Below are 26,230 nucleotides of genomic sequence, written 5' to 3' on the forward strand. Positions count from 1 at the left end.
TTTCATAAGCTTTTAAAATTTTATATTTTTCTTCCTTAGAAAACTTACTTTTAGCCATACAAAAAACTCCCCCAAAGGAAACAGATTTTTTTATTTCATCTGTCTACCTTTAGGGGAGCATATCATTTTACTGTGAATTCAAATGCGTTTTTGCTACGCGTTTTACTTGTTTGTACCTCTGAAGTGTAACCGTTAGTCTGTTCCGGGGGTTCCCTTTTTTTCCTTAATTAACTAATGAGAGCCAACAGAACCGTCCCTCTGGTTCTCTACTTCATCGATGAACTCATATTCAAGTGGGATGTCTGTTGTTGTATAGAAGAATCGTTTGTATCGAAGGGTGTCACTAGAGTTAATGATTAGTTCTTTCATTGGATCTCCTTTTTTGTTGTAAATGGTTGTGTCAAAGCGATATCCCATATAGCCTGCCGAGGGCTTCCCCTTTTTAAACGTAACCTCGTTTAAATTCTTGATGATTCGGTGGATCTCCTCCTCTGAAGTAATATCAAATCTAAATCCCGAATTCCCATCGACTATATTTATTTTTGAAACATCGGAAGGATTAATATCAAATAACTTGTGAGGTACGTATGTAAAACTGTATAGTAGGACAAGAAGTAGTGGAATGACGATCAAAATGGTTTTCAATTTCATTGCGAAATCCACCTTTCAAATGTAAGGAGTGTTTTTATTGTTTATTAAGCTTACAAAAGAACAACAGCAATTCATGATTTCCGATATACAGGAATTTTTCTCACTTGAAAGAGACGAAGAAATCAGTGAGTTTGCAGCAGAACAGGTATTACATTTTGTAAAAGAAAAACTGGCACCACATATCTACAATGCTGCCGTCCATGATGTAAAAGCGGTTGTGGATCAACAATTCGCTTCTCTTGACGATGAAATTTTAACGCTCGAAAGACCTATTAAAAGATAGAGTAGATTTTCATACGGTTGCTAACACTACTATACGAGGAGTGTGAGCAACCGTATGAAAAAAGACAACAATAATCTTTTTGATCCAGATGATACATATGGTGTTTTCAAATCAGAGATGGAAGTTGATACTGATGTCAACGAAGACATGAATCGTGAAAGATTGCTTGATGAGTCGGTTGAAACGTTTATAAAATTGAAAAAAAATCTACCTAAATAGTTCGAGAGAAAAAGGAAGAATCCTTCTTAATCTAGGAATATTTTGTTTATTAAAGGGACATGGTTGTTACTCAAGGACATTTTGTAAAGCATTTGCTCTAGGTTTGTCTTCGAGAAGACTTCTCACGGACAATTCATCCAGTTATTTAATCGGATTTGTCCTTGAAACGGCTTATCAGAGACATTTTAATTAAAATTTGAACTAGTTTTGTCTCCGAGACCTTCCCGCATAGACATTTTGCAACACCCAAATCAATATGTTTTAGCTTTGATAAAAAACAAGCCATAATGCCCTCGATGCATTATGGCTTGTTCCTTTACCATTGTTCTGTCTTCATTTTTTGATTCGTTACGTAAAACATGCCCGGAATGATGACCAGTGAAACAGCCAACAAAACGATCGCCATCGAATTTTTACTCATATCATTTAGCCCAATCGCAAAAACGACACCATATATGCTTGATGCTAGGATGTTTCCGATGAATCTTGAAGTCATCAACAAACCCGACGCAATTCCTGTTTGAGCGACACCAATAAATGTGTATAACAGGTTTTGCAGGCTAATATTCATCAGACCGTTACTAATTCCAAACACCGCCAAAACCAGGACAATCCACGTCAACGAGGAATTGTTGGTAGTCATATAAAGGAATGCGACTCCCACAATTCCAATTCCCGCGCCAACAAGTAACGGAACGCGGTATCCCACTCTTTCTGCCCATCTGGTGGCAATTGGTGTTGTGATCATCGCAAATACGGATAACGCCAACATCATCAATCCAGTGTATTCTGAACCCAGCTCGATAACCTCCTGTAAATAGATCGGCGCAAACAAAAGGATTGAGAAGAATATCAACGTTGCTAAGATGTACTGTGCATAAATAATAGAAATCGTAGGATTCCTTTGCAAAAAGACGACATTGATCAAAGGATCTGCTTTCTTTTTTTCATACGTATAAAAAAGAATCGACAAACCAATCGAAACAATCAAAGACCACCCATTAAAGCCGCCTTCCAATGATAGCAAAAAGACCATACAACTTGTGATAAGAGCACTGAATAGAATCATTCCGACAATATCCCATTTAAAAGCGTTCCCTTTAATTGGCTCATCTTTCGGGATATAGAGCCACGTTAAAAGTGCAGACAGAAAAATGACCGGAAAATTGACATAGAAAATAACAGACCAGCCTCCATATTGAATCAGTAAACCACTAATCGTTGGTCCAAACGCAGCGGAAGTAGTTGCAAAAACCGCTAACGTACCTATCACTCGATTTTGATTTTGTTTAATATACAAGCGGACCATCCCTATCCCTGCTGGATAAAGTGCTGATGTGCCAAGCGCTTGAATCAATCTCATGCTTAGAAGCATCATCATGCTTTTCGACATTGGCGCAAGGACAGATGATATCAAGACGAGCAATAATCCGATTAGAAAAATTCGTTTCCTTCCATAATAATCACTAAGTCTTCCGATAATTGGTAAAAAAATTGCACTTACTATGAAGTAAGAGGCGATTAACCATGAAGTATCAGTTGATGAAAGCTCGAAATCCTGTTGTATCGACGGTAAAGCGACCGTAATCATCGTGGTGTTAAGTGGATTTAAAATGGCCCCCAATGCAATCGCAATGATGAATAATGTTGGTTTTTTTATAGTATCAGACATGATGTACTCCCCTTTTACCTAGTTTAAATAGTGTATCATACAAACTTTTTCTCCGGTGGAAAAATACATTCCGTTAAAAATGCATGGATAATCTCCTCATCGTGGCAAAAACTACAAATAGATTTAAGAATTGGGGGATTGATATGTTAAGTAGAGCTACGAAAATCACAACACTGTTCTGGATTGCGATCCTTGGAGTTATTTTAACAACCATCTATACCATTGTGATTATGATTCAAGGTAGTCGAACAATGAAGATGATCCAGTATATTTATAATCAAAATAAAAAGCGTAATGAACAAGAAAATCGCGGGGAATGATCCTCGCGATTTTCGTTTATTCTTCAACTTTAAAAGAAAGCCCCTTTTCTTCGAGAGCTTTTCGGAGCTCCCTTATGGCAGTTGGGCCGACTCCGTGTAGGGCCAACACTTCTTTTTCGGTTAGCTTCGTGTACTGCTCTAGCATGACGTATCCCGCTCCATGCAAGGCACGTAATGCTGGTTTGCTTAATTTTAATTCATCTATTTCAGCCATCATATTTTCCCCTTTTATCTTTTTCTTTTTTCATGCATATACTTCATCCACTTTTTCTGTCTATTACTCATCATAAAATACCCTATCCCCGATATAACCGCGATCCCGGCAGAAATGTATAGGAACAATGATTGCGAAGCAATCATGCCGGCTGCAATTCCAGAAAAACCAAATAAAGATAGCAGGAATAAATGCTTTTTATTATTTTCATAAATCGTAAATTGAAATTTTCTTCGCTGTTCAACTTCCTTCAAATTTTCTAATGTTTGAGGTAACTGTAAGAAGTCCTGAACTGAATGAAAGATCTTAAACACCGGTAGAGCTTGAATCCAATTCAAGACAAATGTCCATTTCCGATTACCACTTTTATGTAGCCAATTCATAAATACAGGCTTAACGATATCTAAAGCCTCTTCCTCAGGGATTAAATGGAGTAAAATCCCTTCAATTGCGACGAAGGAGCGACCTAAAAAGACAAATCGTGTTGGGACCTGAATGGGGAGTGCCTGAACAATGTCATTCATTTCACGTTTTAATGCGATTAGGTCAATTTCCTTTAATTGGGACAAATCAAACGACATCCATTCCTCTAGTAGTTTCTCCATCGTTCTATGGTCAGATTCAGGTAATAAGAATCCCAACTGCGATAAACACTCGACTGCCTTTGTATAATTCTTGGTAAGAAAGCTTTCAACCAACCTTTGAAAGTTCGTAGCATCTTTTTTCGAGATTTCTCCAACCATACCGAAATCTAGTAAAATAATTTGACCTTCCTTTGTTAAAAGGACATTCCCCGGATGCGGGTCTGCGTGAAACAAACCAGGTTCGAGCCATTGAGGAAGGAAGAGTTCAATTAAATTCTGGGCAAGACGTTTTCGATCCAACGATTGCACATCGACGATGTCTGAAATCTTGATTCCGTCTACCCATTCCATCACGAGAACCTTTGATGTACTATACTCAGGGTAGACCTTAGGGATAATAACTCCATCTTGATTCTTAAAACGTTCTTTAAAAATTTCAAGGGTATGTAGCTCCATTGAATAATCCAACTCGCGCTCAATCACTTGTTTTATTTCTTTAAACAGAACCTTAAAGTTGATAAACCCCTTTGGAACAGGTACAAAATGATCAGCAAACCAAATGATAATAGCCAATGTTCGGAAATCTGTTTTAAGTATTGATTGGATTTGTGGTCTTTGGACTTTAACGGCAATTTTTTCTCCATTTGATAAGATTCCCTTATATACTTCTCCAATCGACGCAGAAGCAATTGCCTCTTTTTCGATTGATTGTAAAATCTCATAAAGGGAGCTCCCCCACTCCTCTTTAAGAATTTCTTCAATAACCTTCCAATCTGACGAAGGCACTTTATCGGTAAGGTCTTGGATTTGCTTAATAAAAGGTTCGGGTAGCAAATCGGCCCTCGTGCTTAAGATTTGACCAACCTTAATGAGTAGACCTTCCAATTCAAAAAGTGTCTTACGAAACCTTGTACCAATATCCGCCCATAGTTTATCCCATTCCTTCTGTGGCTTTTTACGAAACTTAAACCAATAGATTTTAATAAAAATCACAAAAGCCATTGAAAGGACTTTGGACATTCGAACAATCTTATTTCTCGTCTTCATTTAGCATTCACTCATTTCCCCAAACGTTCCTATTAGAAATATTTCAATATAAAAAGCATTTCTCCTTTAAAAAAGAAATGCTTTTAGGTGTCTTTATATTTGTAGTTTTTCGACATTGGACGGTATTTCTAAAGGTAATCCTACATAGTTTTCGGATAGACTTGTCATGGCAGCCCTTGATGAAGTCAGATACTCTAATTCTGCTAGCTGGATGCCATGTTCAAAGCTACTATGTTCAAAATCTCGATGGAGCATCGTCGTCATCCAATATGAGAATCGTTGGGCTTTCCAAACCCGTCGCAGACAAATTTCTGAATACTGATCAAGAGTTTCGTCTTTACCAACTTGATAGAATTCACTAATCCCCTTGGCCAGGACTTGGATATCAGCAAGTGCTAGATTTAATCCTTTCGCGCCAGTTGGCGGAACAATATGGGCAGCATCACCAGCTAAGAAAAGGCGACCATATCTCATTGTTTCACAAACAAAGCTTCTCATTGAAACAATATTTTTTTGAATAATCGGACCATCTTTTAAACTCCATCCATCCATGTCCACTCTTGCATGAAGTTCTGCCCAAATTCGGTCATCAGACCAGTTTTTAATATCGTCGTTAGGATTTACCTGGATATAATAACGTTGAATCTCAGGAGACCTCGTACTAATTAAAGCAAAGCCTCGTTCATGATTGGAATAGATTAATTCTGGGTTTGCCGGCGGTGCTTCCGCTAAAATTCCAAGCCATCCAAATGGATAGATCTTTTGCTTTTCGACCTTTACACGGTCAGGTATGGCTTTTCGACTTGGACCATGAAAACCGTCACATCCCGCAATAAAATCACATTCCATATCCTCAAGTTCTTTTCCAGCCTCACTACGGAACTTGATTTTCGGTGTGTCGGTTTCTAACTGATGTAAGCTCACATCACTGACGTTGAAATATATTTGTCCACCCGCTTCTAGGCGTGCAGCTACTAAGTCTTTTATAACTTCGTGCTGGGCGTACACCATAATTTTCTTTCCACCAGTAAGCTCTTTGAAATCAATGCGATGCCTTTTATCTTTAAATTGCAATTCAATTCCTTCGTGGACATGTCCTTCTCTCATCATCCGCTCTCCGACACCTGTCGCATTCAAAAGGTCAATAGTACCTTGCTCCAACACTCCAGCACGAACGGTTCCTTCAATAGCCTCACGGGAACGTGACTCAAGGATAATTGACTCGATTCCTTGTAGGTGTAGTAAATGGGAAAGCATGAGTCCTGCTGGACCTGCCCCTATGATCCCCACTTTCGTTTTCATGATCTCCCCCCTTTATATTTGGTTTAATCGATTACTTTGCATATTCGCTTTCTTCTAAATTAGCCATGTCAGATAATTTTCTTAAACCAAATGTAATGAGAGCATTCCAACTTCCAGATGATTGACCATCTGCTAGATAAGTAGGTTCTGCATTTTCATCAATAATGCTTAATAACATTGCAAGATGACGCCCACCAGATTCTACCCTCGCAAACCGTGCATACTCCGGAAGCATGTCATAAGCTGACTGATAATCTTTATTCATGATAAATTCAATAAATTGTTTATCCATCGCATGTTCTGTAACGGTTGGCTTATTATGTCTACCCCTTACTAGGTTATGAGAGAGGGCACCACTTGAAATAAAGACTACCTTTTTATCACTTTCCCGCAGAACCTTACCAATAACTTGCCCCCACCTATAGGTCTCTTCTATAGATGCAGCCAACGTAACTGATAAATTGATGACGGGAATATCTTCGTCTGGAACTAAGTAGCGCAATGGAACTACACTGCCATAATCCCATACATAATAGGGATCATTTACCCCTTGAACCTGAAGACCTGCCTCTTCACCCGCTTTTACCAATTCTTTCGCCAAATCTTCATCACCAGGATAGTGATATGGAACATCCTTAATTAAATCAGGTGCTTCAATCGCAGTTAAGATCCCTTTATGAACTGACGTACAATCAACATAATGAAAAAAGGTTGACGGCCAGTGACAAGAAACTAAGACGATGACATCCGGTTTGATCTCCTTTAGTCTCTTCCCTATTTCATTCATCGCAGAAGCCATATCCTGTTGGAACTCAGGTACTTGATCTGCATGACACATAGATGGAACATGTGGTACAAGCATGCTACATTCAATTGTCATCCTAATTCCCTCCTAAAATAAGATTATTCGAATCTATCAAGCTCTTTGGAAAACGCCCTCAATTAAAATGTGAATATGGGAAGCAAGAGCTATCAATCTTGCTTCCCCTTTGTGATTACTCTATTTTCCAACGGGTTCTCCCGCTTTACCCCAATGTGTTTTTGGAATTTCAGTAACGAGTACTCGAATGGTTTCCTTATCCGAACCTAAAGTTTCAGAGACCGTGTTTGTTACATTACGAATTAATTCAGCGACTTTCTCCTTCGGTCTGCCTTCCATCATTTGCACGTGTATAATTGGCATGAAGACCCTTCCTCTCTTAATCTGTTACAGTGAAACTAACTTCACCAAATCCATCGAATTTACCACTTACGACATCACCATGTTGCAACATTACGGCACTCGTAATCCCGCCAGATAAAATAATGTCACCTTTGTGTATCTTTCCACCTTTAGCTGCAAGCATATTCGCAAGCATCGCGATTGAATTTGCCGGGTGACCAAGAACTGCAGCTCCTGCACCCAGTTCTTTTATTTCACCATTAATGGACAAAGTGGCACCTACAAGGTCAAGCTCAAATTGTTCAGGCTTCTTCAGTGTTGTCCCTAACACAACGCGTGACGTAGAAGCGTTATCGGCAATTACATCCGGTAAGGTAAAATGGAAATTTTCATAACGGCTATCAATCAACTCAAGTGCCGGTAATACATATTCCGTTTTTGCTAAAACCTGTGCCCCTGTAATACCAGGACCTTCTATATCCTCGCCAATTACAAACGCAATTTCCGCCTCAACTTTAGGATGAATTTGGTCGCTTAGGCGAGCCTTTCCTCCATTTTCAATCAACATATAATCAAACACATAGCCGTAAATCGGATCTGTAATTCCCATCTGCTTCATTTTTGCCGGACTTGTTAAACCCATCTTAGGACCCACAATACGTTTCCCTTCATTTACTTTCATGTTGACGATTTCTTCCTGAACAAGATATGCCTCTTCAACCGTTAAATCTGGCTTTAAGTTCGCTGTAACTCTTGGAACTTCGCGTCTTTCAACTTCTGCTGAAACGAGGTATTGGGCAATTTCTTTATATTGGCTCATTCGATATCCTCCTTAAACGACAGCATGCTTTTTTGCTGCCAATTCTGCTGCTACATCCATGATCATATCTTCTTGACCACCCACAACTTGTCTTCTTCCAAGTTCGATTAAGATCTCGCGCGAGTCAATGTTGAATTTTTTCGCAGCACGCTGAGCAAAAAGCAGGAAGCTTGAATAGACACCTGCATAGCCAAGGACAAGACTATCTCTTGTAATTTCCTGTGGTTTCTCTAAAATTGGTGCAACCAATTCTTCTGCAATATCCATCATTTTAAAAAGATCGACTCCCGTTTTTATCCCCATTTTATCGAGGACGGAAACAAGTACTTCCGTTTGTGTATTCCCAGCCCCTGCACCTAAACAGCGAATACTACCATCAATTCTAGTAGCTCCTTCCTGAATGGCCGCAAGTGTATTGGCCATGGCTAAGGAAAGATTATTATGGGCATGGAAACCAACATTAACCGTCAACGTATCTTTGAGAGCACGAATTCTTTCTGATACTTGATGTGGCAAGAGGGCTCCAGCCGAATCAACGACATAAACGGTATCGGCACCATAGCTTTCCATTAATTTGGCTTGTTCGACTAATTTTGCAGTTGGTGCCATATGGGACATCATAAGAAACCCAACTGTTTCAAGTCCAAGATCCTTTGCTGTGGCGATATGCTGCGGTGAAACATCAGCCTCCGTGACGTGTGTTGCAATTCGAGCCATTTTCGCTCCTAACTGGGCCGCTTGCTTTAACTCTGGCATTGTTCCAATCCCTGGTAAGAGAAGGACAGCAATTTTCGCATTGTTTACAACTGATGCTGCCGCTTCTATTAACTCCAATTCATTTGTTAGGGATAGTCCGTATTGCAAGGACGAGCCTCCCAGCCCATCACCATGGGATACTTCGATATAAGGAACATTTGCTTCATCTAAAGCCTTGGCGATATTTGTGACTTGTTCAACGGTAAATTGATGCCTAATCGCATGACTACCATCTCGCAATGCAACTTCCGTAATTAATACATCTCTATCATTGGTCATCTCTTATTCCCCCTCCCTTAAACATTGACTTTCGAAACTTTATGCTGTGCCCATTCTTCGGCGACTTTCACGGCGGCTGCAGTCATAATATCTAAGTTTCCGGAATACTTCGGTAGATAATCGCCAGCCCCTTCTACTTCAATAAAGACGGTAATTCGGTTGTCATCGAAGATTGGCTCTTGTCTCAGACGATATCCTGGTACATAGGCTTGAACCTGCTTTTCCATTTCCTTGATTGAAGCTGTAATTTCTTCCTGCTGAACAGATTCACCCTCGACAATGACATGAATGGTGTCTCGCATGATAATAGGAGGTTCTGCTGGATTTAAAATGATAATCGCTTTTCCTCTTCTTGCGCCGCCAATCCTTTCAATTCCACGGGCAGTTGTTTGCGTAAATTCATCAATATTAGCTCTCGTTCCTGGTCCTGCACTCTTACTTGAAATCGTTGCGACAATTTCCGCATACTCAACCTGTTGGACGCGGTTAATCGCATGAACCATCGGAATCGTTGCTTGACCTCCACAAGTTATGAGGTTAATATTCTCTGCTTCCACATGCTCCCCTAGATTCACAGAGGGTACAACGAATGGCCCTACTGCAGCTGGCGTTAAATCGAGCACCTGCTTTCCAGCGTCTTTTAAAAGTTTGGCATGACGGATATGTGCTTTCGCACTTGTTGCATCAAACACAATATCAGCCAGTTCGGGTCTTTCTAAAAATCCGTTTATTCCAGTATCAATCGTTTCAAACCCGTACTCTCGAGCTTTTCTTAATCCATCTGACTCTGGTTCAATTCCAATAACGGTCGTTAATTCAAGTATGTTAGACCTACGAAGTTTTAGCATAAGATCTGTGCCAATATTTCCTGAGCCAAGAATGGCAACTTTTACTTTTGACATCTATTTCTCCCCTCCCTATTTTTAAAAACGAACACTCACTTGACCTATGTGGGCAAATCGTGCAGTGAATGAATCACCTTCATGTGCTTCTATTGCCGCTGATAAGGCACCCGATAAAATAACCTCTCCTGCGCGAAGCGGTATATCAAATTCAGAAAGTTTATTCGCTAGCCATGCGACACAGTTTGCGGGATTTCCCAATGCTGCTGCACCGACACCTGTATTAACCAACTCGCCGTTCTTTGATAGAGTCATCCCGATTAACTCGAGATCAATATCTTCTACTTTAGTTGGTTTTCCACCAAGTACATAAAACCCAGAAGATGCATTATCGGCAACCGTGTCTGCAAGCTTAATCTTCCAATCTTTCACTCTACTATCGACGATTTCTAATGCTGGAACGATATACTCGGTTGCTTGAAGTACATCAAGCGCAGTCACATTCGGACCACGTAAATCCTTCTTTAAAATAAATGCAATCTCACCTTCCATCTTAGGCTGCAGTACTTTGTCAATCGAAATCTTTCCACCATTTTCGACCACCATGCTGTCCAATAAGTGGCCGTAATCCGGTTCATCTACCCCTAATAGATTCTGCATCGCTAAAGAGGTTAACCCGATTTTTTTCCCGACGATCTTCTGTCCTTCCGCTACCCTTTTTTTAATATTTTCAAGCTGAATATAATAAGCGTCCTTGACTGTTAGCTCTGAATCTACTGAAGTTGGCGCTTCAATTCCAATGCGAGTAGACTCTGCTTCAGCCAATTGCAAGGCAAATTGTTCGATTTTATTTGACACGGTCACACACCCTTCCTTAAAGTTTGATTGTGATATTGGATAATTCTGAGTAAAAATCAAGACTATGCATTCCACCGGTTCTGCCGATACCACTATGCTTCATGCCACCAAATGGTGTACGAAGGTCACGCAAAAACCATGTGTTGACCCAAATTATTCCGGCTTCAATTTGGTGGGCTACACGGTGAGCACGGCGGAGATCATTCGTCCAAATGGTCGCACTTAAACCGTAATGCGTATCATTTGCCTGCATGATGACTTCTTCTTCAATATCAAATGGAGTAACCGTCACAACCGGTCCAAAGATCTCTTCACGCACACAACGAGAATTTCGATCCAGCCCTGTAATAATCGTAGGCTCTAAAAAATAGCCTTTGTCTAGTCCCTCGGGACGATTTCCACCTGTTACAAAATTCCCACCATCATTGCGAGCAATTTCAAGATAGCTATTCACACGATCATAATGTTCTTTACTGATTAATGCCCCGACATTGGTATCTGCATTTTCCGGTTGACCTACTTTTAATGCCTTCACTTTCTCAGAGAACTTGTTTAAGAACTCTTCGTATACTGGACGTTCCACATAAATTCTCGAACCACATAGACACACTTCACCTTGATTAATAAAGCTTGATTTAATCGTCGTTTCAACAACCTCATCAAGGTCGGAATCCGCGAAAATAATATTTGGATTTTTTCCACCAAGCTCAAAGGATAATTTTTTCAATGAGTTAGAAGCCGCTCTCATAATCGCTGATCCCGTTCCCGGTTCACCGATAAAGGAAATTGCATCCACATCTGGATGCTCAGAGATTGCACTTCCTGCAGAGTTGGTACCAAATCCATGAACTAAATTGACAACCCCGTCCGGAACTCCGGCTTCTTTACAAATCTCCATCAAGACTGTTGCAGTCATGGGTGTCCATTCAGCTGGTTTGATGACCGCTGTGTTCCCCATTGCTAGACATGGTGCTAATTTCCAAGTTAGCAGCAGTAACGGTAGGTTCCATGGCTTAATAATCCCAACCACCCCAACCGGACGACGATGGGTATAATGTAAGGCTTTATCGTCTTGTAAATTCGCATCCGTATTTACTGAGACCATATAATCAGCAAAAAAGTGGAAGTTATATGCTGCACGTGGAATATCAACACTATTTGCTAACCAGAATGGCTTTCCAGTATCTAAAGATTCTAGGCGTGCGAGCTCCTCTTGTCTTTCAAGGATTAAATCTCCAATCCGACGAAGTATTTTCGAACGCTCCTCAACTGTTGTGTTTTTCCACTTTCCATTTAAAGCTCTTCTGGCAGCAGCTACAGCAAAGTCGACCTCTTCTTTCCCACCCTCTGCAACAGTTCCCAGTACCTCTTCGGTAGCAGGATTGATATTGGTAAATGTTTTTTGATTCTGTGATTCAACAAATTGTCCGTTAATAAAATGTAAACAATTTATTGCTTGTACTCTTGTTTCTACTTGCATGAAACAATTCCTCCTTTTATTAACAAAATTTTTTGATAATTTATGACTGTATCGTACCCTCTATCGATGTCATAAACAACACTGTTGTTTCTCTATGTGGAACAACTACAAAATAAATTTCATTTTCCGAAAAATATAGTTGTCTAACAAGTCGAAATATTTTTGATTCTACCTTTTCAAGTACATACTTCTTTGCTATATTACGTACTATGAACAACGTTACTAACTAGGAGGTAGAGGCAATGCATGATTTTCACACACATTTTATCCCACCTGATGTCATTACATGGCTAAAGGATCATCAACAAACAGTAAACGCAAAATGGGTAAAAAAAGAAGCGAACAAGGATGAATTTTTAGTGGTGAATGAAAAATGGGGCTTTGAACTCAAACAAGCTTTCATTGACAGTCATCTTTATGTAAAAGAACAAGAGAAAGCAGGCGTCACCCATTCCCTTGTTTCACCCATTCCACAGCTTTTCTTGTATGATTTTCCTGATGACATTTCATCTGATATTTCTCATGTATACAATCATTCGTTAGCACAATGGACAAAAACAGCACCACAGAAAATTTCAGCACTCGGAACTGTCCCTCTTACGAATCCTGACAAAGCAGCTCAAATTTTACAAGAAGGAATGAATCTTGGACTAAAGGGAGTCATCATCGGTCCTGGCTTACCAGGTCGAATGTTATCTGATGAATTTTTCACTCCATTTTTTGAAGAAGCAAACCGGCTTAATGCCATCGTTTTTATCCATCCACTTTTAGCGGAAGATCCACGACTTCAAAGAAGAATGATGCCAAACCTTATCGGTGTTCCGTGGGAAACGACCATTTGTGCAACTGATATTTTATTAAGTGGACTGATTGATCGATATCCTAATGTGAAAATTTTATTTGCCCATGGAGGTGGATTCCTTCCATATCAAATTGGGAGATTGGATAAGGGGTATGAGCAATGGAAACTAGTATCCACAAACCTTCAAGCCCCACCATCTGAGTACATAAAACGCTTCTGGTATGACACCGTTTTGTGGAACCAAGAAAGTCTCGAATTCCTCTGTAAAACAGTTGGACATAACAGAGTCGTACCTGGTTCAGATTATCCCTTTGACCTTGCTGTATGGCCACCTGAGGAAAAGTATCAACAGGGTGTCGTTTCGTTACTTGGATAAATCATAGGTAAAACTCCTTATCAAAAATAAGGAGTTTTCCTTTTTTTAGACAGAAACGGTGCGGTAAAAAAATACACCACTTATATGTAAGTGATGTACTCAGATTTTCGCTATAGTTAATAAATGCATTATGAAGCTTTCTCTTTTTTCTGCAATAAAACAGCCGCAATTACGATTACCCCTTTAAATGCTTCCCTTAAAAACGGTGGCACACCGAAAAGATTAAGTAAGTTATTCATAACAGCAATAATTAACATACCGTAAACAGTTCCCAGGATGAAACCTCTTCCACCCATCATATTTGTTCCCCCAACAACCGCTGCTGCGATAGCATCCATTTCCATTCCTCTACCTGCATTAGAAAAGTCCATTGATCCAATTCGTGAAACCTGGATAATTGCAGCAATTGACACTAGCAACCCCATTAGAGCGTATACACGGAGCTTCACTTTCTCTACATTAATACCAGAAAGCTTAGCAGCCCTTTCATTTGATCCGACCGCAATGATATGCCTTCCAAAGGTTGTTCTTTTCGATACATAGTAGAGAATATACGCAATGACCGCCCAATAAACAATTGGCATAATCATGTAATTTCCGATTTTAAAGCTAGCAATCTGTAAAAATTCTACTGGTACAGTAGGATTATACCCTTGCATAAAATGCTGTGTAACACTTCTAAAAATCATCATTGCTCCTAATGTAGCAATAAATGGGGGTACATTCCCCTTTGTTATACTAACTCCAATAAGTGAACCTAAAAGATATCCTGCTAGTAATACGAATACGATCGTGATCATCATTGCAGGTACGCCTGTAATTCCCATTATTCCTAGAAATCCTTTTGTACCCGTATCTAAAAGCATCATTGAAAAGGCACCTGTAACAACCAAGGTTGAACCAACTGCTAAATCAATACCGCCTGTCATAATAACAAACGTCATTCCTAAAGCAACAATAGCTGTACCTGCATTATTTCGTAAAATATTAATCCAGTTGTTAATCCATGATTGAGACCATTCCCCAAAAGAATTGTAATCAAAACCTAAAACCAAGGTTTGTAAAATAATCATAATAATTAATGCAATTGCGATACTGAATAGTGGATCATTTGACCATTTATATTTAAACCAATCAAAGAAGTTTTTTTTATTTTTTATCGTTGTATGCTCTATACTTGGCTTCATATTAGCTTACCTCTCCCTCACTTAAGTCCCCACCCGTAGCAAGACTCATGATGGCATGCTCATTCATAGCTTCTCCAGCGACTTCTCCTTGAATGGTTCCATGGTACATGACGATTGCTCGGTCACAGACACGAATGATTTCCTGTGCTTCACTGGAAAGAACAACAACAGCTATGTTTTCTTCAGCAAGTTTCAAGATAATGTCATATATATCTTCCTTTGCCCCTACGTCAACACCTTGGGTAGGATTGTCCAAGATAAGAAGTTTTGGGTTAGCCGCTAACCATTTTGCTAGGACGACCTTTTGTTGGTTGCCTCCAGATAGACTCGTGATGCCATCTGTAAGTTCCCCCATTTTTAATCGTAATGCTATCCTCTGCTCTTCAAAAATCGCCTGATGCATTTTCGTATTGATTGTACCCCGTTTTGAAAATGTAGGCCACGTAACAATTGATGCATTTTCTAAAATGTTCATATCCTTGATAATCGCATTTTCTTTACGATTTCGTGGCAGGTACGCAATTCCTTCTTTGATTGCTTTAGTCGTACTCGTGATTTTAACCTCTTTCCCATTTAAGATAATTTTTCCAAATGAGATTGGATAAGCTCCAAAAACAGATTGAAAAAGTTCACTTCGACCATCTCCAAGTAGTCCAGTAAAACCTACTATTTCACCTGCTCGGATTGAAAAACTAATATCTCTAAAAATATGACCTGTAGTTAACCCTTCTACACGCAGAATCTCATTTCCAAGATTCTTCTCCCTAGATAAAGGTTCTGTTCTCACTTCATGTCCTACCATGTATCGCGCCAAATCATTTGTCGTTACTTCAGTTACATTTCCTTCGGACACCACTTTTCCATCACGCAGCACGAGATAACGATTACAAATTTCCATCACTTCATTTAATTTATGGGAGATAAAAATAATACCGACATTATGCTCCTTAAGTGTTCTCATCATCGCAAATACTCGCTCAATTTCCTGGTCAGTTAAGGAAGTGGTCGGTTCATCCATAATAATAATAGATGCTTTTGTCATCATAGCCCGACATATTTCAATAATTTGTTTATAGGAAGCATCAAGGTCACGCACCAATTTATTTGGATCTAGTTCAACATTCATTTTTTTAAACATTTCTTTCGTATCTTGATACATTTTTTCTAAATCCAGACTGCCTCTTTTTGTTTTTAGCTCACGACCAAGGAACATATTTTCATAGATTGGTAAATCGTTGATTAAGTTCAGTTCCTGATGAATGAAAGCAATTCCTGCTTCCTGAGATTCTGCTGGTTTAGCAAATTCCACTTGGTTCCCATCAATATGGATTGAACCAGAATCCATTTGCAAGACTCCACCCAATATGTTCATTAGCGTGGACTTACCAGCCCCATTTTCTCCAAGCAATGCGCAGATTTCACCGCCTTTTAAGGAAAAGGATACATCCTTAAGTACATCATTGCTTCCAAAGGATTTTCGAATATGTTTCATCTCAATTATCATGTCATCACTTCCAAACCTTTAAAATCATTACAACACTCAAAAAGCAAGTAAAAGAGATAGGCTATAGCAGCATTGCCATAGCCCTCAAGTTTAGCGAGCTCTATTTTTTAATAAGGTGAACCCTCGTCAAGGAATTCTTCATAATTCTCTCTATCAACAACGGTTGTAGGAATAATGGTTTCCATGTCAACATTTTCACCCTTTAAAACCTTAAGTGCCACATCAACAGCATCCTTAACCATAGCTGGACTGTATAGTGCAGATTGAATCCAGATATCTTCATTCTCTGGCATCATTTTAAAATATTCCTGCATTCCACCGCCACCAGTTACTACTTTTATATCTGATCTTCCCGCTTCATTGATTGCTTGTAATACACCAATAGAGGTTTCATCATCCAATGAGTAGACAGCATCAATTTTATCAAGGCTTGTTAAAATATCCGCAAAGTCTTTCAAACCATCTTCCCTTGTAAACTGAGTTGCATAAGTATGAAGCTTAATATCTGGAGCGATTTCTTCAATTGTTTCAACAAATCCCTTCTTACGTAGCTCTGAAACTGAGCCTGAGGATGGAACCTCGAGAATAACAACATTCCCTTCTTTACCGATTTTTTCAACAATGTAATTTGCACCCTGAACGCCCATATCCTCGTTGTCTCCTGCTACACGATAAACACCTTCAGCATCAATGACAATATCAAAGTTAACAATTTTGATTCCTTCATCTAAGGCACGTTGAATAGGTACTTCCATCCCTTCCCATTGTGGGAACGCTACAATCGCTTCTGCACCCCAGGTCATTAAATCATCTAATTGTGAAGTCATTTCAGCTGCATTGCTACTTGTTTGAATCTGGTACTCAATCTCACCGGAAAGTTCTTTAGCACGAGCTTCCGCATGATAAGCAACCGCAGCAACCCATCCATGTGTTACCGCTGGAGCTAAAATACCAACCTTGTACTTTTTACCTGAACCTTCTCCAGAACCCCCAGTTGTCGTGTCCCCTGTTTTTTCTGAATCACTACACGCACTCAGTACAGGAATTAGAAGTAAAACCAACAACGAGAATAAACGTAAAGCTTTTTTCATAAAAAATAACCCCCTCGTTTTTTAACTAGCAATCTATTTCAAAATAGAAAGTGAAACCAAATAATTATTAATTTCCTACTAGTAAATATAATTGTTTTCATCTAGGAGTTAACATCATGTTGTAGTTTTTTTGAGGATTCTTGTTGTATGTAGGGTATTAGTACGCAATTGAAACTTGTTTCCCTGTTTCTAAGGACACTTCAATAGCATTTAGAAGTTTTAAAGTATAAAGCACATCATGTAAAGGAACTATAAGATTTTCTTGGTCCTTTGCGACACAATTCACAAAATACGATAGTTCATTTTGAAAGGCGTCCTTTTTTTCAATGGGAAGAGCTAATCTTTCCTCGTGGTTATAATAAATTAATTGATTTGTAGCTTCCTCTATATTTTCAATATTTTCACCAGCAATCAAATTAAATTCTAGAGTCCCTTGGATCGCTTGTGCTCGTAATGACATTGTAAAAGGATATCCTTTTGGCATTCGCTGGGATGCCTCAACATAAGCTTTACTTTTATTGGTAAAGGTAAGGGTGGTCATGACATGATCCCACGCACCATACTTATTCTTATTTCCTACTGCATACACTGACTCAACCTCGCCCGATAAATAATAGACGAAATCAATATCATGTATATGAAGGTCGAATAGGGCTCCGCCACTTTTTTCAGGATACAAAAACCAATCGCTCCATTTAGGTACCTGACCTAATCTCTTCGCATGAATAATTTGAATATCTTTTAATTTGTCAGTTTCAGATAAAGATTTAATCGCCTTATATGCTGGCCAAAATCGAAGTACATGACAGACAAATAGCTTGACACCATTTTTATTTACTTCATTCATAATTCGATTGGCTGATTCTATTGTCAAGGTTAATGGTTTTTCACAAATGATATGTTTTCCTGCTCTAGCAGCCTTGATAATATATTCTTCATGCAAAAATGTAGGAACGCAAAGATCAATAATATCAATTTCCTTATTACTTAATAATTCATCGTAATCCGAAACAAATGACCCGTTATAGTTTTGAATAATATCTTTGTCCTTACCTTCATTTCGTGAACAAATGTCAGTTACTCTACAATTTTCAAGTTGTTGGTATGCCTCTAAATGCGTTTTTCCTATGAATCCCAAACCAACAAGCCCAATATTACTCATCTTCTCTCCTCTTATCCTATTAATCTTGAAAGATATTCAAAGGATTTTCTCACAGAATCGTCTTATTCCTTAAGATTTGCTGGATCTGAAGATGTAAATTCGATTTCTACACTTAAAGGACCTCTAAAGCTCGCAATAGAAAGCGCTTTAAATTTATTTGAAAAATCAACATCTCCAATTGCTGGAAATTTCCATTCATTTTATGCACCCAACCTATCCTTTAAATGGATGATTTCCACAGTTAATTGCAAGTTGTTGCAACATGTCAACCCTCCTGACAAACTTGTAATTGATTACAATTAACCTGTACAAGCCTAATATTGCCACCAATCGGAAAGTAATAACTGCAAATGTAATCCGTTACATTTATAGTATAAGATAAACAATATTCAGTCAATTGTTTTTAGGTATAAATTATCATTTTTACCAAAACCGGCATACTCCTTAATTCTCACATATTTTAAGTGTATGAAACTTGTGAGCCTAATATTTTTTCAACAACTCTAAGTGAAGCAATTGCTTGTTCACCTGTAACAGCAGGTTTGACGTCACGAATGATTGAATCGATGAATGCATCAATCACTCCTGTATTTGTTTGGTTATCATTCGTCTGTATTGCCCCTAATTCATACTTCTTAATCGAGCCATCCTTCTTTTCTACCAGTAGCGGGGCTTCAGGGTCATGATAGATTTTCAAGATTCCTTTTTGACAGTAGATGATCGTCGAATTATCTTCTGAACCGTAATACGTCCACGAAAACGAAGCCGTTCCTAGACGCCCTTTCCTCGTCTTTAATGCACATACAACATTATCGCAAACCTCAATCGGCAATCGATTTTCATCAACTTTATCCAATGTACCAAAGAAAGAATGAACTTCTTCAATTTCGTCGTCTAAGAGGTAATGGATTAAATCTATTTTATGAATTCCTAAATCACCGGCAACACCTGAGTGTGAACGTTCTTTTTTAAAAAACCAAGTGGAATTTGATTTATTTACACCCCAGCTTTCTGGTCCGTGATGACCAAAGGTTGTTTTGAAGGTTAAAACCTCACCTAATTCTTTATTGACTAAAATTTCTTTTGCTTTTTGGTGAGCTTGGGTAAATCGTTGGTTATGATCAACCATTAATTTTTTTCCAGATTTCCGTTCTGCTTCGAGGATTTCCTCAGCATGCTTTACACTAATGGCTAATGGTTTTTCACATAAAACATGCTTTCCACTTAACAATGCATTAGTTGTGTTAATATGGTGGGCATCATTGGATGAACAATCACTAATCGCTATGATAGAGGGGTCATTTAACAATTCTTCTACTGTTTCCACAGCTCGCCCACCAAATTCCTTTGCTAGACTCTTAGCTCTTTCTGGATTTCGGTCATAAAAGATGATTTCATCAACATGTGGATTTGCCTTATACTCAGGTGCGTGCCTATGTCGTGTTATCGAACCACAACCGATAATGCCTACTTTTATACCCACGTATAAAAACCTCCCTAGTCATTTAATTTTAAGGTGAGGCAGGATATCCTAGCCCATCGTTGATTCACGAATAATTAGTTCATGGTCTAAAACAACACTCTCAACTTTCTCCCCCTGAATGCTATTAATCAGCATTTCTGCTGCAATGCAGCCCATTTTATACATTGGCTGTGAAATCGTTGTTAATGTTGGATTTGTCATGTTTGAAAAGCTAATATTATCAAAACCAACGATTGCAACATCATTTGGCACGTGTAAGCCAAATCCATTAATTCCTTTTAGAGCGCCTATAGCCAAAGTGTCAGATACTGCAAAGACAGCAGTTGGCTTTTCCTCCGATTGAAACAAAATCCTCATTGCTTGAACGCCATTTTGAAATTCTAGTTCTTTTGAGTGGTAAATCCATTCATCTCGGATTGGAATGTTAAACTCCCTTAATGCTCTTTCATATCCATTCCGACGTTGTCGAGCATACAAGAACTTTTCGTCAGAATTAATGAGCGAAATTTTTTCATGACCTAATTTGATCAGATGCTTTACAGCCTGATAGGCTGCCAATTCATTATCAATGGTAACGTAAGGGATACTTCCGCCTTCATCATATTCACTACAAAGAATTACGGAGTAATTTTCTGCTAATTCATTAAGCTTATGCATATTGACTGTTGGATCCATCGAAATAACTCCATCAGCCAATTTATTCTTAACCATATTAAAATAAATATTTTCTCGTTGTGGAATTGAGTCTGTTTCACAAAGAAGTATATTATAGCTATTGGCAATTGCGGTATTTTGAATCCCATTTATGATTTCGGTGTAAAATGGATTGGATATACTCGGAAGTAACACTAATAACTGGCGACTTTCAGAGTTTCGAAGATTTCTTCCCAACATACTAGGTTCATAATTAAGATCTTTAATTGCATTTTCAACTTTAAGTCTTGTTTTAGGACTAACAGACGTAGCATTATTAAGGACCCTTGAAACCGTTGCAACGGATACACCTGCTTTTTGAGCTACCTGTTGAATATTCGCCATTGTTGGTCCCCACTTTCAATTCTATGATAAATATTTGTAATCGATTACAATTATAATTGTAAGTTTTCTGAATATTTATGTCAAGATGTAACCACTAACCTATAATTCAACAATTTTGAATATTGTTTTTATATATTTTTTGCTATAATATAATGTAACGGATTACAAAACACCATTTTGGGGAGGACACTTTATGAAGTTAGGGGTTTTTACAGTTTTATTCTCTGAAAAAAGTCTTGACGATATGCTGGATCATGTGGCTGCAAAAGGAATTGAAGGGATAGAATTAGGTACAGGGGGTTATCCGGGTGATGCCCACTGTAAGGTTGATGAATTATTAGATAATGAACAAAAACAAAAGGATTTTATGGAGAAAATCTCTAAAAGAGGATTATCAATTAGCGCCTTAAGTTGTCACAGCAACCCTCTTCACCCTCAAAAACACATCGCTTCAGAAGCAGATTCTGTATTTTTGAAAACGGTTAAATTAGCAAAACAGCTTGGTGTCCCTGTTGTAAATACATTTTCTGGCTGTCCGGGTGACCATGAAAACGCAAAATATCCAAACTGGCCTGTTTCTCCATGGCCAAATGAATATCAAGAAATAGTAAAATGGCAATGGGAAGAAAAAATCATCCCTTATTGGAAGGAAAAAGCAGCCTTCGCTCAAAAGCATAATGTGAAGATTGGTCTCGAATTACATGGCGGATTTTCCGTACATACACCTGCTACCCTATTACGTTTACGAGAAGCTTGTGGTCCAGCAATTGGGGCAAATCTTGACCCAAGTCATATGTGGTGGCAAGGAATTGACCCTGTTGAATCTATTAAAATACTTGGACGTGAAAATGCAATCCACCATTTCCATGCAAAGGATACAATCATTGATCAACCGAACACGAATCGAAATGGGCTCACAGATATGACTCCTTATAACGATATGCAAAATCGATCATGGTATTTCCGGACAGTTGGATTTGGTCATGATTCTAAAGTTTGGGCTGATATCATTAGTACCCTTCGTCTGTATGGCTATGATTATGTCGTGAGCATCGAACATGAAGACGGATTAATGTCCATTGATGAAGGATTTACAAAAGCTATTCAAACGCTTAAACCCGTAATGGTGAAGGAATCTATAGGTGAAATGTGGTGGACGTAAGTATTGTAAAGGGAGAAGCTAATGGATGCTTCTCCCTTTTTGCTATTCTTGAACCGGCACTGGTGCCCCTGCTTTCACAAGCGCTTTACTTCCCATAAGGAAGAAGGACAGTGCAACCATGAAGATTCCCGTGCCAATGAGGAGCCATTCGATTTTTACTATATCCGCAATTGGTCCGAAAATTAACATTCCAAGAGGCATCATCGAGGTGGAAATCATACTGAATACCCCAAAAACCCTTCCTAGAAAGTTTTCCTCAATTTTTTCCTGCAATAATACGGTTGCTGGTGTATTAAAGATTGGCATCGCTATACCGCAAATCAGCATAACACCTAAATACAACCAGAAAACCGGCACAATACCTAGGCCAATTGTTGTTAGACCAAATAGGACACTCGCCAATGTCATCGTATGAATCTTATTTTTGAAGCCACCCCAAGTGGCAATCACTCCTCCACCGACCATCATCCCGATTGAAAAGGCAATTTCAATGGCCGTTAACCGCCACACATCGTCCCCGAAACTCCGCGCAACCTGGAGAGGTGTAAGGAATGCTGCTGGTGCCATAGCCACAAAAAAGATTGCAAAGAAAAGAAAAAATGGCTTCAAAAATTCACTTTGTTTAATATAGTTTACACCTAACTTAAAATCTTCAAGATAGCTGACATGTTGCTGTTCGTTTGCTTTCGCATGGGAAGGAATCTTAAGAAAGACAAGCAAGGTCGTAATCGCAATCGCTGCCGTAATAACATCAATAAAGAATATTATTTCTAGTGAAGCTACTGTTAACAATGCTGCACTGACCATAGGTGCAATCAGCATAATCACAGCTTGAATGCTACCATTTGCTCCATTTGTTTTCGTTAATTTATCCTGTGGAACAATTTGAGGTAAAATCGCGCCAACCGCTGGTGTTTGGATTCCTGTTCCTAGTCCCCGGATCGCTGATATGACAAAAAGGAGCCAAATGGAGTCATATCCCATTAAGAACAAGATGGCTAATATCAATGTAGAAACAGCAATCATTCCGTCAGCCAGAATGATTAACACTTTACGATTAAATCGGTCAGCCCAAACGCCTGCGAAAGGTGAAAGGAAAAACGTCGGTAAAAATCCACAGATAATCGAGATGGTCATCATAATACCTGACTGTGTGGTAAGGGTGATATACCACATAATCGCATATTGAACTAATGCCGATCCAAACAGAGAAATCGTTTGGCTTCCCAGAAAAAGAATAATATTCTTTTTCCAATGGTTAAAATCTCGTTCATTTGTTGTATTCATACATTCTCTCCCATCACAAATTAAGGAACTCCAAACATGAGTTCCCTTTATCATGAATAACTATATCCTATTTCAATGCCATTTTCCATATAAATTTTACTTTATGTATTTCATTGGAATTGGAAACATATTTAATAAAAATATAATCCAAATAATAGATAAGCCCCACGCAATCAGGGGTTGTTTCTGATGAAGTCTAAGCATCGGAAACATAACGAGATTAAAAAGAAACGACCAATGGATCGTCCAACCATGGTGGTGTTTGATGAGGTGCAAATATTTCAAATTGATGTATTCCACTATAACGTATATAGACACCCACAGGCCAATCCAGAGTACCTTATTCCATCTTTTTTCAGGAAAGTGCCCTAGATAGATGAGAGTTGTTGCGGGATAAGCCACAAACATAATTAATAAAGTAATAAATGTATGATTGCTGAGAATGTCTTTTGCAAATATCGTTTCCTGATACGTCCAAATCCAGTAATCATGGTAAAATACGTTTTTTAAAAGATCCCCTATTAAAAAGAACAAAATAGTTGGGTAATATTCACGCCACCTTCTCCAATCGCCCCATTTTACCGCGGCCAAAAGGAATAAGGCATTATAGATTAGGTGCATTGGTTACACTCCTGAACAAGTAGTACTTTTATAATACCCAGATATTTACAATAAAATAAGACGAATCTAATATTTGATTCGTCTGTTTTATGTAAAAAATGAAAGGTATCTTCCAAGCAATGTACCCAAAGTTAGGTCGTAATTCTAATTTAATAACGGGATATCTTTTAATCGTTTGACAACATTTTTAAGAGTCTCTTCATTTTGAACAAGACCAATTCGTACATAGCCCTCTCCACTCGGACCAAAGGCATTACCTGGAGTTACCACAATTCCCGCTTCATCAATTAAGCGATACGTAAATTCAGTGGATGTAAAGCCCCTTGGAACCTTTGCCCAGATAAACATCGATGCTTTTGGAGATTCCACTTGCCAGCCCACATCAGCTAGCCCATTCACTAACAGGTCACGTCGTTTTTTATACGTTTCTCTCAAGTTTTCACTGAAGCTTGAGGTGTCCCTTAATGCAGCAATTGCAGCTTTTTGTATGGGCAAAAATACACCATAGTCGAGATTTGATTTGAGTCGGTTTATGGCAGCAATGATATCAGGATTACCCACCATATATCCAATCCGACACCCTGCCATATTAAAGCTTTTTGAAAGAGAGTTGAATTCAACCCCAACTTCCTTTGCACCTTCTATCGATAAAAAGCTAATCGGTTTTTCCTCAAAGTACAACTCCGAATAGGCAAAATCATGAAGGACCACAATCTGATATTTTTTCGCAAACTGGATAACTTTTTCGAAAAAGCTTTGTGTTGCAAGTGCTGGCACAGGGTTACCAGGGAAGTTTAAAATCATCATTTTTGCCTTTTGACAAATATCCTCAGGAATGGCATCCAAATCCGGTAAAAACTGATTTTCCTCTTTCAATGGCATGCCATATGGCTTGGCACCGGCTAATGCAATACCAGCTGCATATGCTGTATAGCCAGGATCTGGAACAAGAACCAAGTCCCCTGGGTTGGCAAATGCCATTGGAAAGTGAACAAGTCCATCCTGAGAGCCCATAACCATTAATACTTCACTTTCCTTTTTAACAGGAACAACAAATCTTCTTTTGTAGTAATCAGAAATGGCATCATGCAATTCATCTATTCCAGTTAATGAATACCCATATAATGAAGGGTTTTGAACATGAGTAGCCAATGCCTCAATGACATAAGGAGGTGGCGGCAAATCCGGACTGCCCACGCTTAAGTCAATAATATCTTGTCCCTCACGCATTTTTTGCTTTTTATAGTTTGCTAGTTCGGTAAAAACCGATTCCCCAAACTCGTTCATTTTCTGTGAGAGTGTGATTTTCAATGCTGTCACCTCATTTGTTCGAATTACTACTATTATAACAAGATTATGAAAGTTTAGGTGAAACCTTCACCGATGAAAGCATCATCTCGTAAACTTCTTCCATTTGTAGATTCTGATAATCTTTCAATCGATCTTCTTTCCACCATTCACTTGCTAACGCCACCGCTGTTGGGTAGTCGTCTTTCATTTTTTCAATCACAGCTAGTCCCTTTTCATAACCCATTTTCAGGTCAAAATAGACATTTAATAATATAGATAGATCCTCTAAAAATGGAATCGGCCCCTCGACTTGAATTCGTTTCCGACTCAAATATGGGGTTGTCCCCAGCAAATTTGTACTTCCTCCATATTTATCCTTTGCAGCATAAGCAAGATTTTTAATCCCACTCATGTATAACGCACCAAAGCAAAGTGGGCATGGTTCCATTGTGGTATAGAGTGTATAATGATTTACTTTGGTATGGACACGATTATCAATTTTTAGCAATGCATTGATTTCAGCATGGGCAAGCTCATTATGAAAAACCACGGAATCTGACAACTCACCAAATACCGCACTTTTCCCCCTTGCAACAATTTCACCATCGCCATTTACAACAACCGCACCGATTGGGCGTGATCCCTCCTGAAAGGACCTCCAAGCCTCTTGGAAGCAGTGGCGCCAGATATCATGTTTCGAACTTGCGAATTCCATATTTTAAACCTCTTTTCTAGAAC

Annotated in this window: 27 protein-coding genes; 5 read left to right on the forward strand and 22 right to left on the reverse strand. The window is 38.8% G+C overall.

The features are described 5' to 3' along the window. Positions 1–231 precede the first annotated feature (231 nt). Positions 232–651 carry a hypothetical protein gene (locus DZB84_RS03430; RefSeq protein WP_116350870.1) on the reverse strand — a complete coding sequence of 140 codons (420 nt, stop codon included), beginning with the start codon at positions 649–651 and terminating at the stop codon, positions 232–234. Positions 652–688: 37 nt separating this feature from the next. Here DZB84_RS03430 and DZB84_RS03435 point away from each other — a divergent pair, with 37 nt between their 5' ends. Together DZB84_RS03435 and DZB84_RS24785 are read left to right on the forward strand one after the other, a co-directional pair. After that, entirely contained in the window at positions 689–934 is a 246-nt protein-coding gene (locus DZB84_RS03435) for a DUF2164 domain-containing protein (RefSeq protein ID WP_116350871.1), read from the forward strand. A 54-nt stretch (positions 935–988) separates the two neighbouring features. After that, positions 989–1,153 (forward strand): hypothetical protein, encoded by a 165-nt coding sequence (locus DZB84_RS24785; RefSeq protein ID WP_189655132.1) that lies wholly within the window; start codon positions 989–991, stop codon positions 1,151–1,153. A gap of 316 nt (positions 1,154–1,469) precedes the next feature. Here DZB84_RS24785 and DZB84_RS03440 read toward each other — a convergent pair whose 3' ends face one another. Continuing rightward, positions 1,470–2,825: an MFS transporter gene (locus DZB84_RS03440; RefSeq protein WP_116350872.1), complete on the reverse strand. Its 1,356-nt coding sequence runs from the start codon at positions 2,823–2,825 to the stop codon at positions 1,470–1,472. A gap of 143 nt (positions 2,826–2,968) precedes the next feature. Here DZB84_RS03440 and DZB84_RS24790 point away from each other — a divergent pair, with 143 nt between their 5' ends. Then, positions 2,969–3,145 carry a hypothetical protein gene (locus DZB84_RS24790; RefSeq protein ID WP_189655133.1) on the forward strand — a complete coding sequence of 59 codons (177 nt, stop codon included), beginning with the start codon at positions 2,969–2,971 and terminating at the stop codon, positions 3,143–3,145. Positions 3,146–3,161: 16 nt separating this feature from the next. Here the strand turns inward: DZB84_RS24790 and DZB84_RS03445 are convergent, their stop codons facing one another. The 10 genes from DZB84_RS03445 to DZB84_RS03490 form a co-directional block, all read right to left on the reverse strand. Then, a complete protein-coding gene (locus tag DZB84_RS03445; RefSeq protein WP_317616339.1) occupies positions 3,162–3,362 on the reverse strand; it encodes a DNA-directed RNA polymerase subunit alpha C-terminal domain-containing protein in 201 nt (66 codons plus the stop codon). 11 nt (positions 3,363–3,373) lie between these two features. Continuing rightward, on the reverse strand, positions 3,374–4,990 hold the full coding sequence (locus DZB84_RS03450; protein WP_116350874.1) for an ABC1 kinase family protein: 1,617 nt from the start codon (positions 4,988–4,990) through the stop codon (positions 3,374–3,376). A 93-nt stretch (positions 4,991–5,083) separates the two neighbouring features. Then, positions 5,084–6,292: a 4-hydroxybenzoate 3-monooxygenase gene (pobA, locus tag DZB84_RS03455; protein ID WP_116350875.1), complete on the reverse strand. Its 1,209-nt coding sequence runs from the start codon at positions 6,290–6,292 to the stop codon at positions 5,084–5,086. Positions 6,293–6,323: 31 nt separating this feature from the next. Then, complete coding sequence (locus tag DZB84_RS03460; RefSeq protein WP_116350876.1) at positions 6,324–7,172, reverse strand: DODA-type extradiol aromatic ring-opening family dioxygenase; 849 nt, start codon at positions 7,170–7,172, stop codon at positions 6,324–6,326. A gap of 120 nt (positions 7,173–7,292) precedes the next feature. Further along, entirely contained in the window at positions 7,293–7,475 is a 183-nt protein-coding gene (locus DZB84_RS03465; protein WP_116350877.1) for a 4-oxalocrotonate tautomerase, read from the reverse strand. Positions 7,476–7,491: 16 nt separating this feature from the next. Continuing rightward, on the reverse strand, positions 7,492–8,274 hold the full coding sequence (locus DZB84_RS03470; RefSeq protein ID WP_116350878.1) for a 2-keto-4-pentenoate hydratase: 783 nt from the start codon (positions 8,272–8,274) through the stop codon (positions 7,492–7,494). 12 nt (positions 8,275–8,286) lie between these two features. Further along, positions 8,287–9,309, reverse strand: coding sequence for a 4-hydroxy-2-oxovalerate aldolase (gene dmpG / locus DZB84_RS03475; RefSeq protein ID WP_116350879.1), 1,023 nt, complete (start codon positions 9,307–9,309; stop codon positions 8,287–8,289). A gap of 17 nt (positions 9,310–9,326) precedes the next feature. Beyond that, on the reverse strand, positions 9,327–10,211 hold the full coding sequence (locus tag DZB84_RS03480; RefSeq protein WP_116350880.1) for an acetaldehyde dehydrogenase (acetylating): 885 nt from the start codon (positions 10,209–10,211) through the stop codon (positions 9,327–9,329). A gap of 21 nt (positions 10,212–10,232) precedes the next feature. Continuing rightward, positions 10,233–11,009 (reverse strand): 2-keto-4-pentenoate hydratase, encoded by a 777-nt coding sequence (locus DZB84_RS03485; RefSeq protein WP_116350881.1) that lies wholly within the window; start codon positions 11,007–11,009, stop codon positions 10,233–10,235. A 16-nt stretch (positions 11,010–11,025) separates the two neighbouring features. Then, complete coding sequence (locus DZB84_RS03490; protein ID WP_116350882.1) at positions 11,026–12,489, reverse strand: aldehyde dehydrogenase; 1,464 nt, start codon at positions 12,487–12,489, stop codon at positions 11,026–11,028. Between the two features lie 242 nt (positions 12,490–12,731). On the opposite strand from DZB84_RS03490, the gene DZB84_RS03495 reads away from it, so the two are divergent. Continuing rightward, positions 12,732–13,667: an amidohydrolase family protein gene (locus tag DZB84_RS03495; RefSeq protein ID WP_116350883.1), complete on the forward strand. Its 936-nt coding sequence runs from the start codon at positions 12,732–12,734 to the stop codon at positions 13,665–13,667. Positions 13,668–13,795: 128 nt separating this feature from the next. Here DZB84_RS03495 and DZB84_RS03500 read toward each other — a convergent pair whose 3' ends face one another. The 6 genes from DZB84_RS03500 to DZB84_RS03525 all read right to left on the reverse strand — a co-directional run bounded on the left by DZB84_RS03500 (position 13,796) and on the right by DZB84_RS03525 (position 21,132). Further along, positions 13,796–14,854, reverse strand: a complete 1,059-nt coding sequence (locus DZB84_RS03500; RefSeq protein ID WP_116350884.1) for an ABC transporter permease — start codon at positions 14,852–14,854, stop codon at positions 13,796–13,798. 1 nt (position 14,855) lies between these two features. Continuing rightward, complete coding sequence (locus DZB84_RS03505) at positions 14,856–16,358, reverse strand: sugar ABC transporter ATP-binding protein (RefSeq protein WP_116350885.1); 1,503 nt, start codon at positions 16,356–16,358, stop codon at positions 14,856–14,858. A gap of 107 nt (positions 16,359–16,465) precedes the next feature. Further along, positions 16,466–17,449, reverse strand: coding sequence for an ABC transporter substrate-binding protein (locus DZB84_RS03510; protein WP_116350886.1), 984 nt, complete (start codon positions 17,447–17,449; stop codon positions 16,466–16,468). Positions 17,450–17,606: 157 nt separating this feature from the next. Beyond that, a complete protein-coding gene (locus DZB84_RS03515) occupies positions 17,607–18,611 on the reverse strand; it encodes a Gfo/Idh/MocA family protein (protein WP_116350887.1) in 1,005 nt (334 codons plus the stop codon). 460 nt (positions 18,612–19,071) lie between these two features. Next, positions 19,072–20,094 carry a Gfo/Idh/MocA family protein gene (locus DZB84_RS03520; RefSeq protein WP_116350888.1) on the reverse strand — a complete coding sequence of 341 codons (1,023 nt, stop codon included), beginning with the start codon at positions 20,092–20,094 and terminating at the stop codon, positions 19,072–19,074. A gap of 48 nt (positions 20,095–20,142) precedes the next feature. Further along, positions 20,143–21,132 carry a LacI family DNA-binding transcriptional regulator gene (locus tag DZB84_RS03525; RefSeq protein ID WP_116350889.1) on the reverse strand — a complete coding sequence of 330 codons (990 nt, stop codon included), beginning with the start codon at positions 21,130–21,132 and terminating at the stop codon, positions 20,143–20,145. A 193-nt stretch (positions 21,133–21,325) separates the two neighbouring features. On the opposite strand from DZB84_RS03525, the gene DZB84_RS03530 reads away from it, so the two are divergent. Then, entirely contained in the window at positions 21,326–22,294 is a 969-nt protein-coding gene (locus DZB84_RS03530) for a sugar phosphate isomerase/epimerase family protein (protein ID WP_116350890.1), read from the forward strand. Between the two features lie 42 nt (positions 22,295–22,336). On the opposite strand, the gene DZB84_RS03535 is transcribed toward DZB84_RS03530, so the two are convergent. From DZB84_RS03535 to DZB84_RS03550, 4 genes are all read right to left on the reverse strand, one after another. Next, positions 22,337–23,581: an MFS transporter gene (locus DZB84_RS03535; RefSeq protein ID WP_116350891.1), complete on the reverse strand. Its 1,245-nt coding sequence runs from the start codon at positions 23,579–23,581 to the stop codon at positions 22,337–22,339. Between the two features lie 96 nt (positions 23,582–23,677). Then, complete coding sequence (locus tag DZB84_RS03540) at positions 23,678–24,202, reverse strand: CBO0543 family protein (RefSeq protein WP_116350892.1); 525 nt, start codon at positions 24,200–24,202, stop codon at positions 23,678–23,680. 144 nt (positions 24,203–24,346) lie between these two features. After that, positions 24,347–25,513 carry an LL-diaminopimelate aminotransferase gene (locus DZB84_RS03545; protein WP_116350893.1) on the reverse strand — a complete coding sequence of 389 codons (1,167 nt, stop codon included), beginning with the start codon at positions 25,511–25,513 and terminating at the stop codon, positions 24,347–24,349. 43 nt (positions 25,514–25,556) lie between these two features. Further along, positions 25,557–26,207: a nucleoside deaminase gene (locus tag DZB84_RS03550; RefSeq protein ID WP_116350894.1), complete on the reverse strand. Its 651-nt coding sequence runs from the start codon at positions 26,205–26,207 to the stop codon at positions 25,557–25,559. Positions 26,208–26,230 lie beyond the last annotated feature (23 nt).

Origin of the sequence: Bacillus sp. HNG (assembly GCF_003400205.1) — a bacterium.
Lineage (GTDB): Bacteria > Bacillota > Bacilli > Bacillales > Bacillaceae_L > Ferdinandcohnia.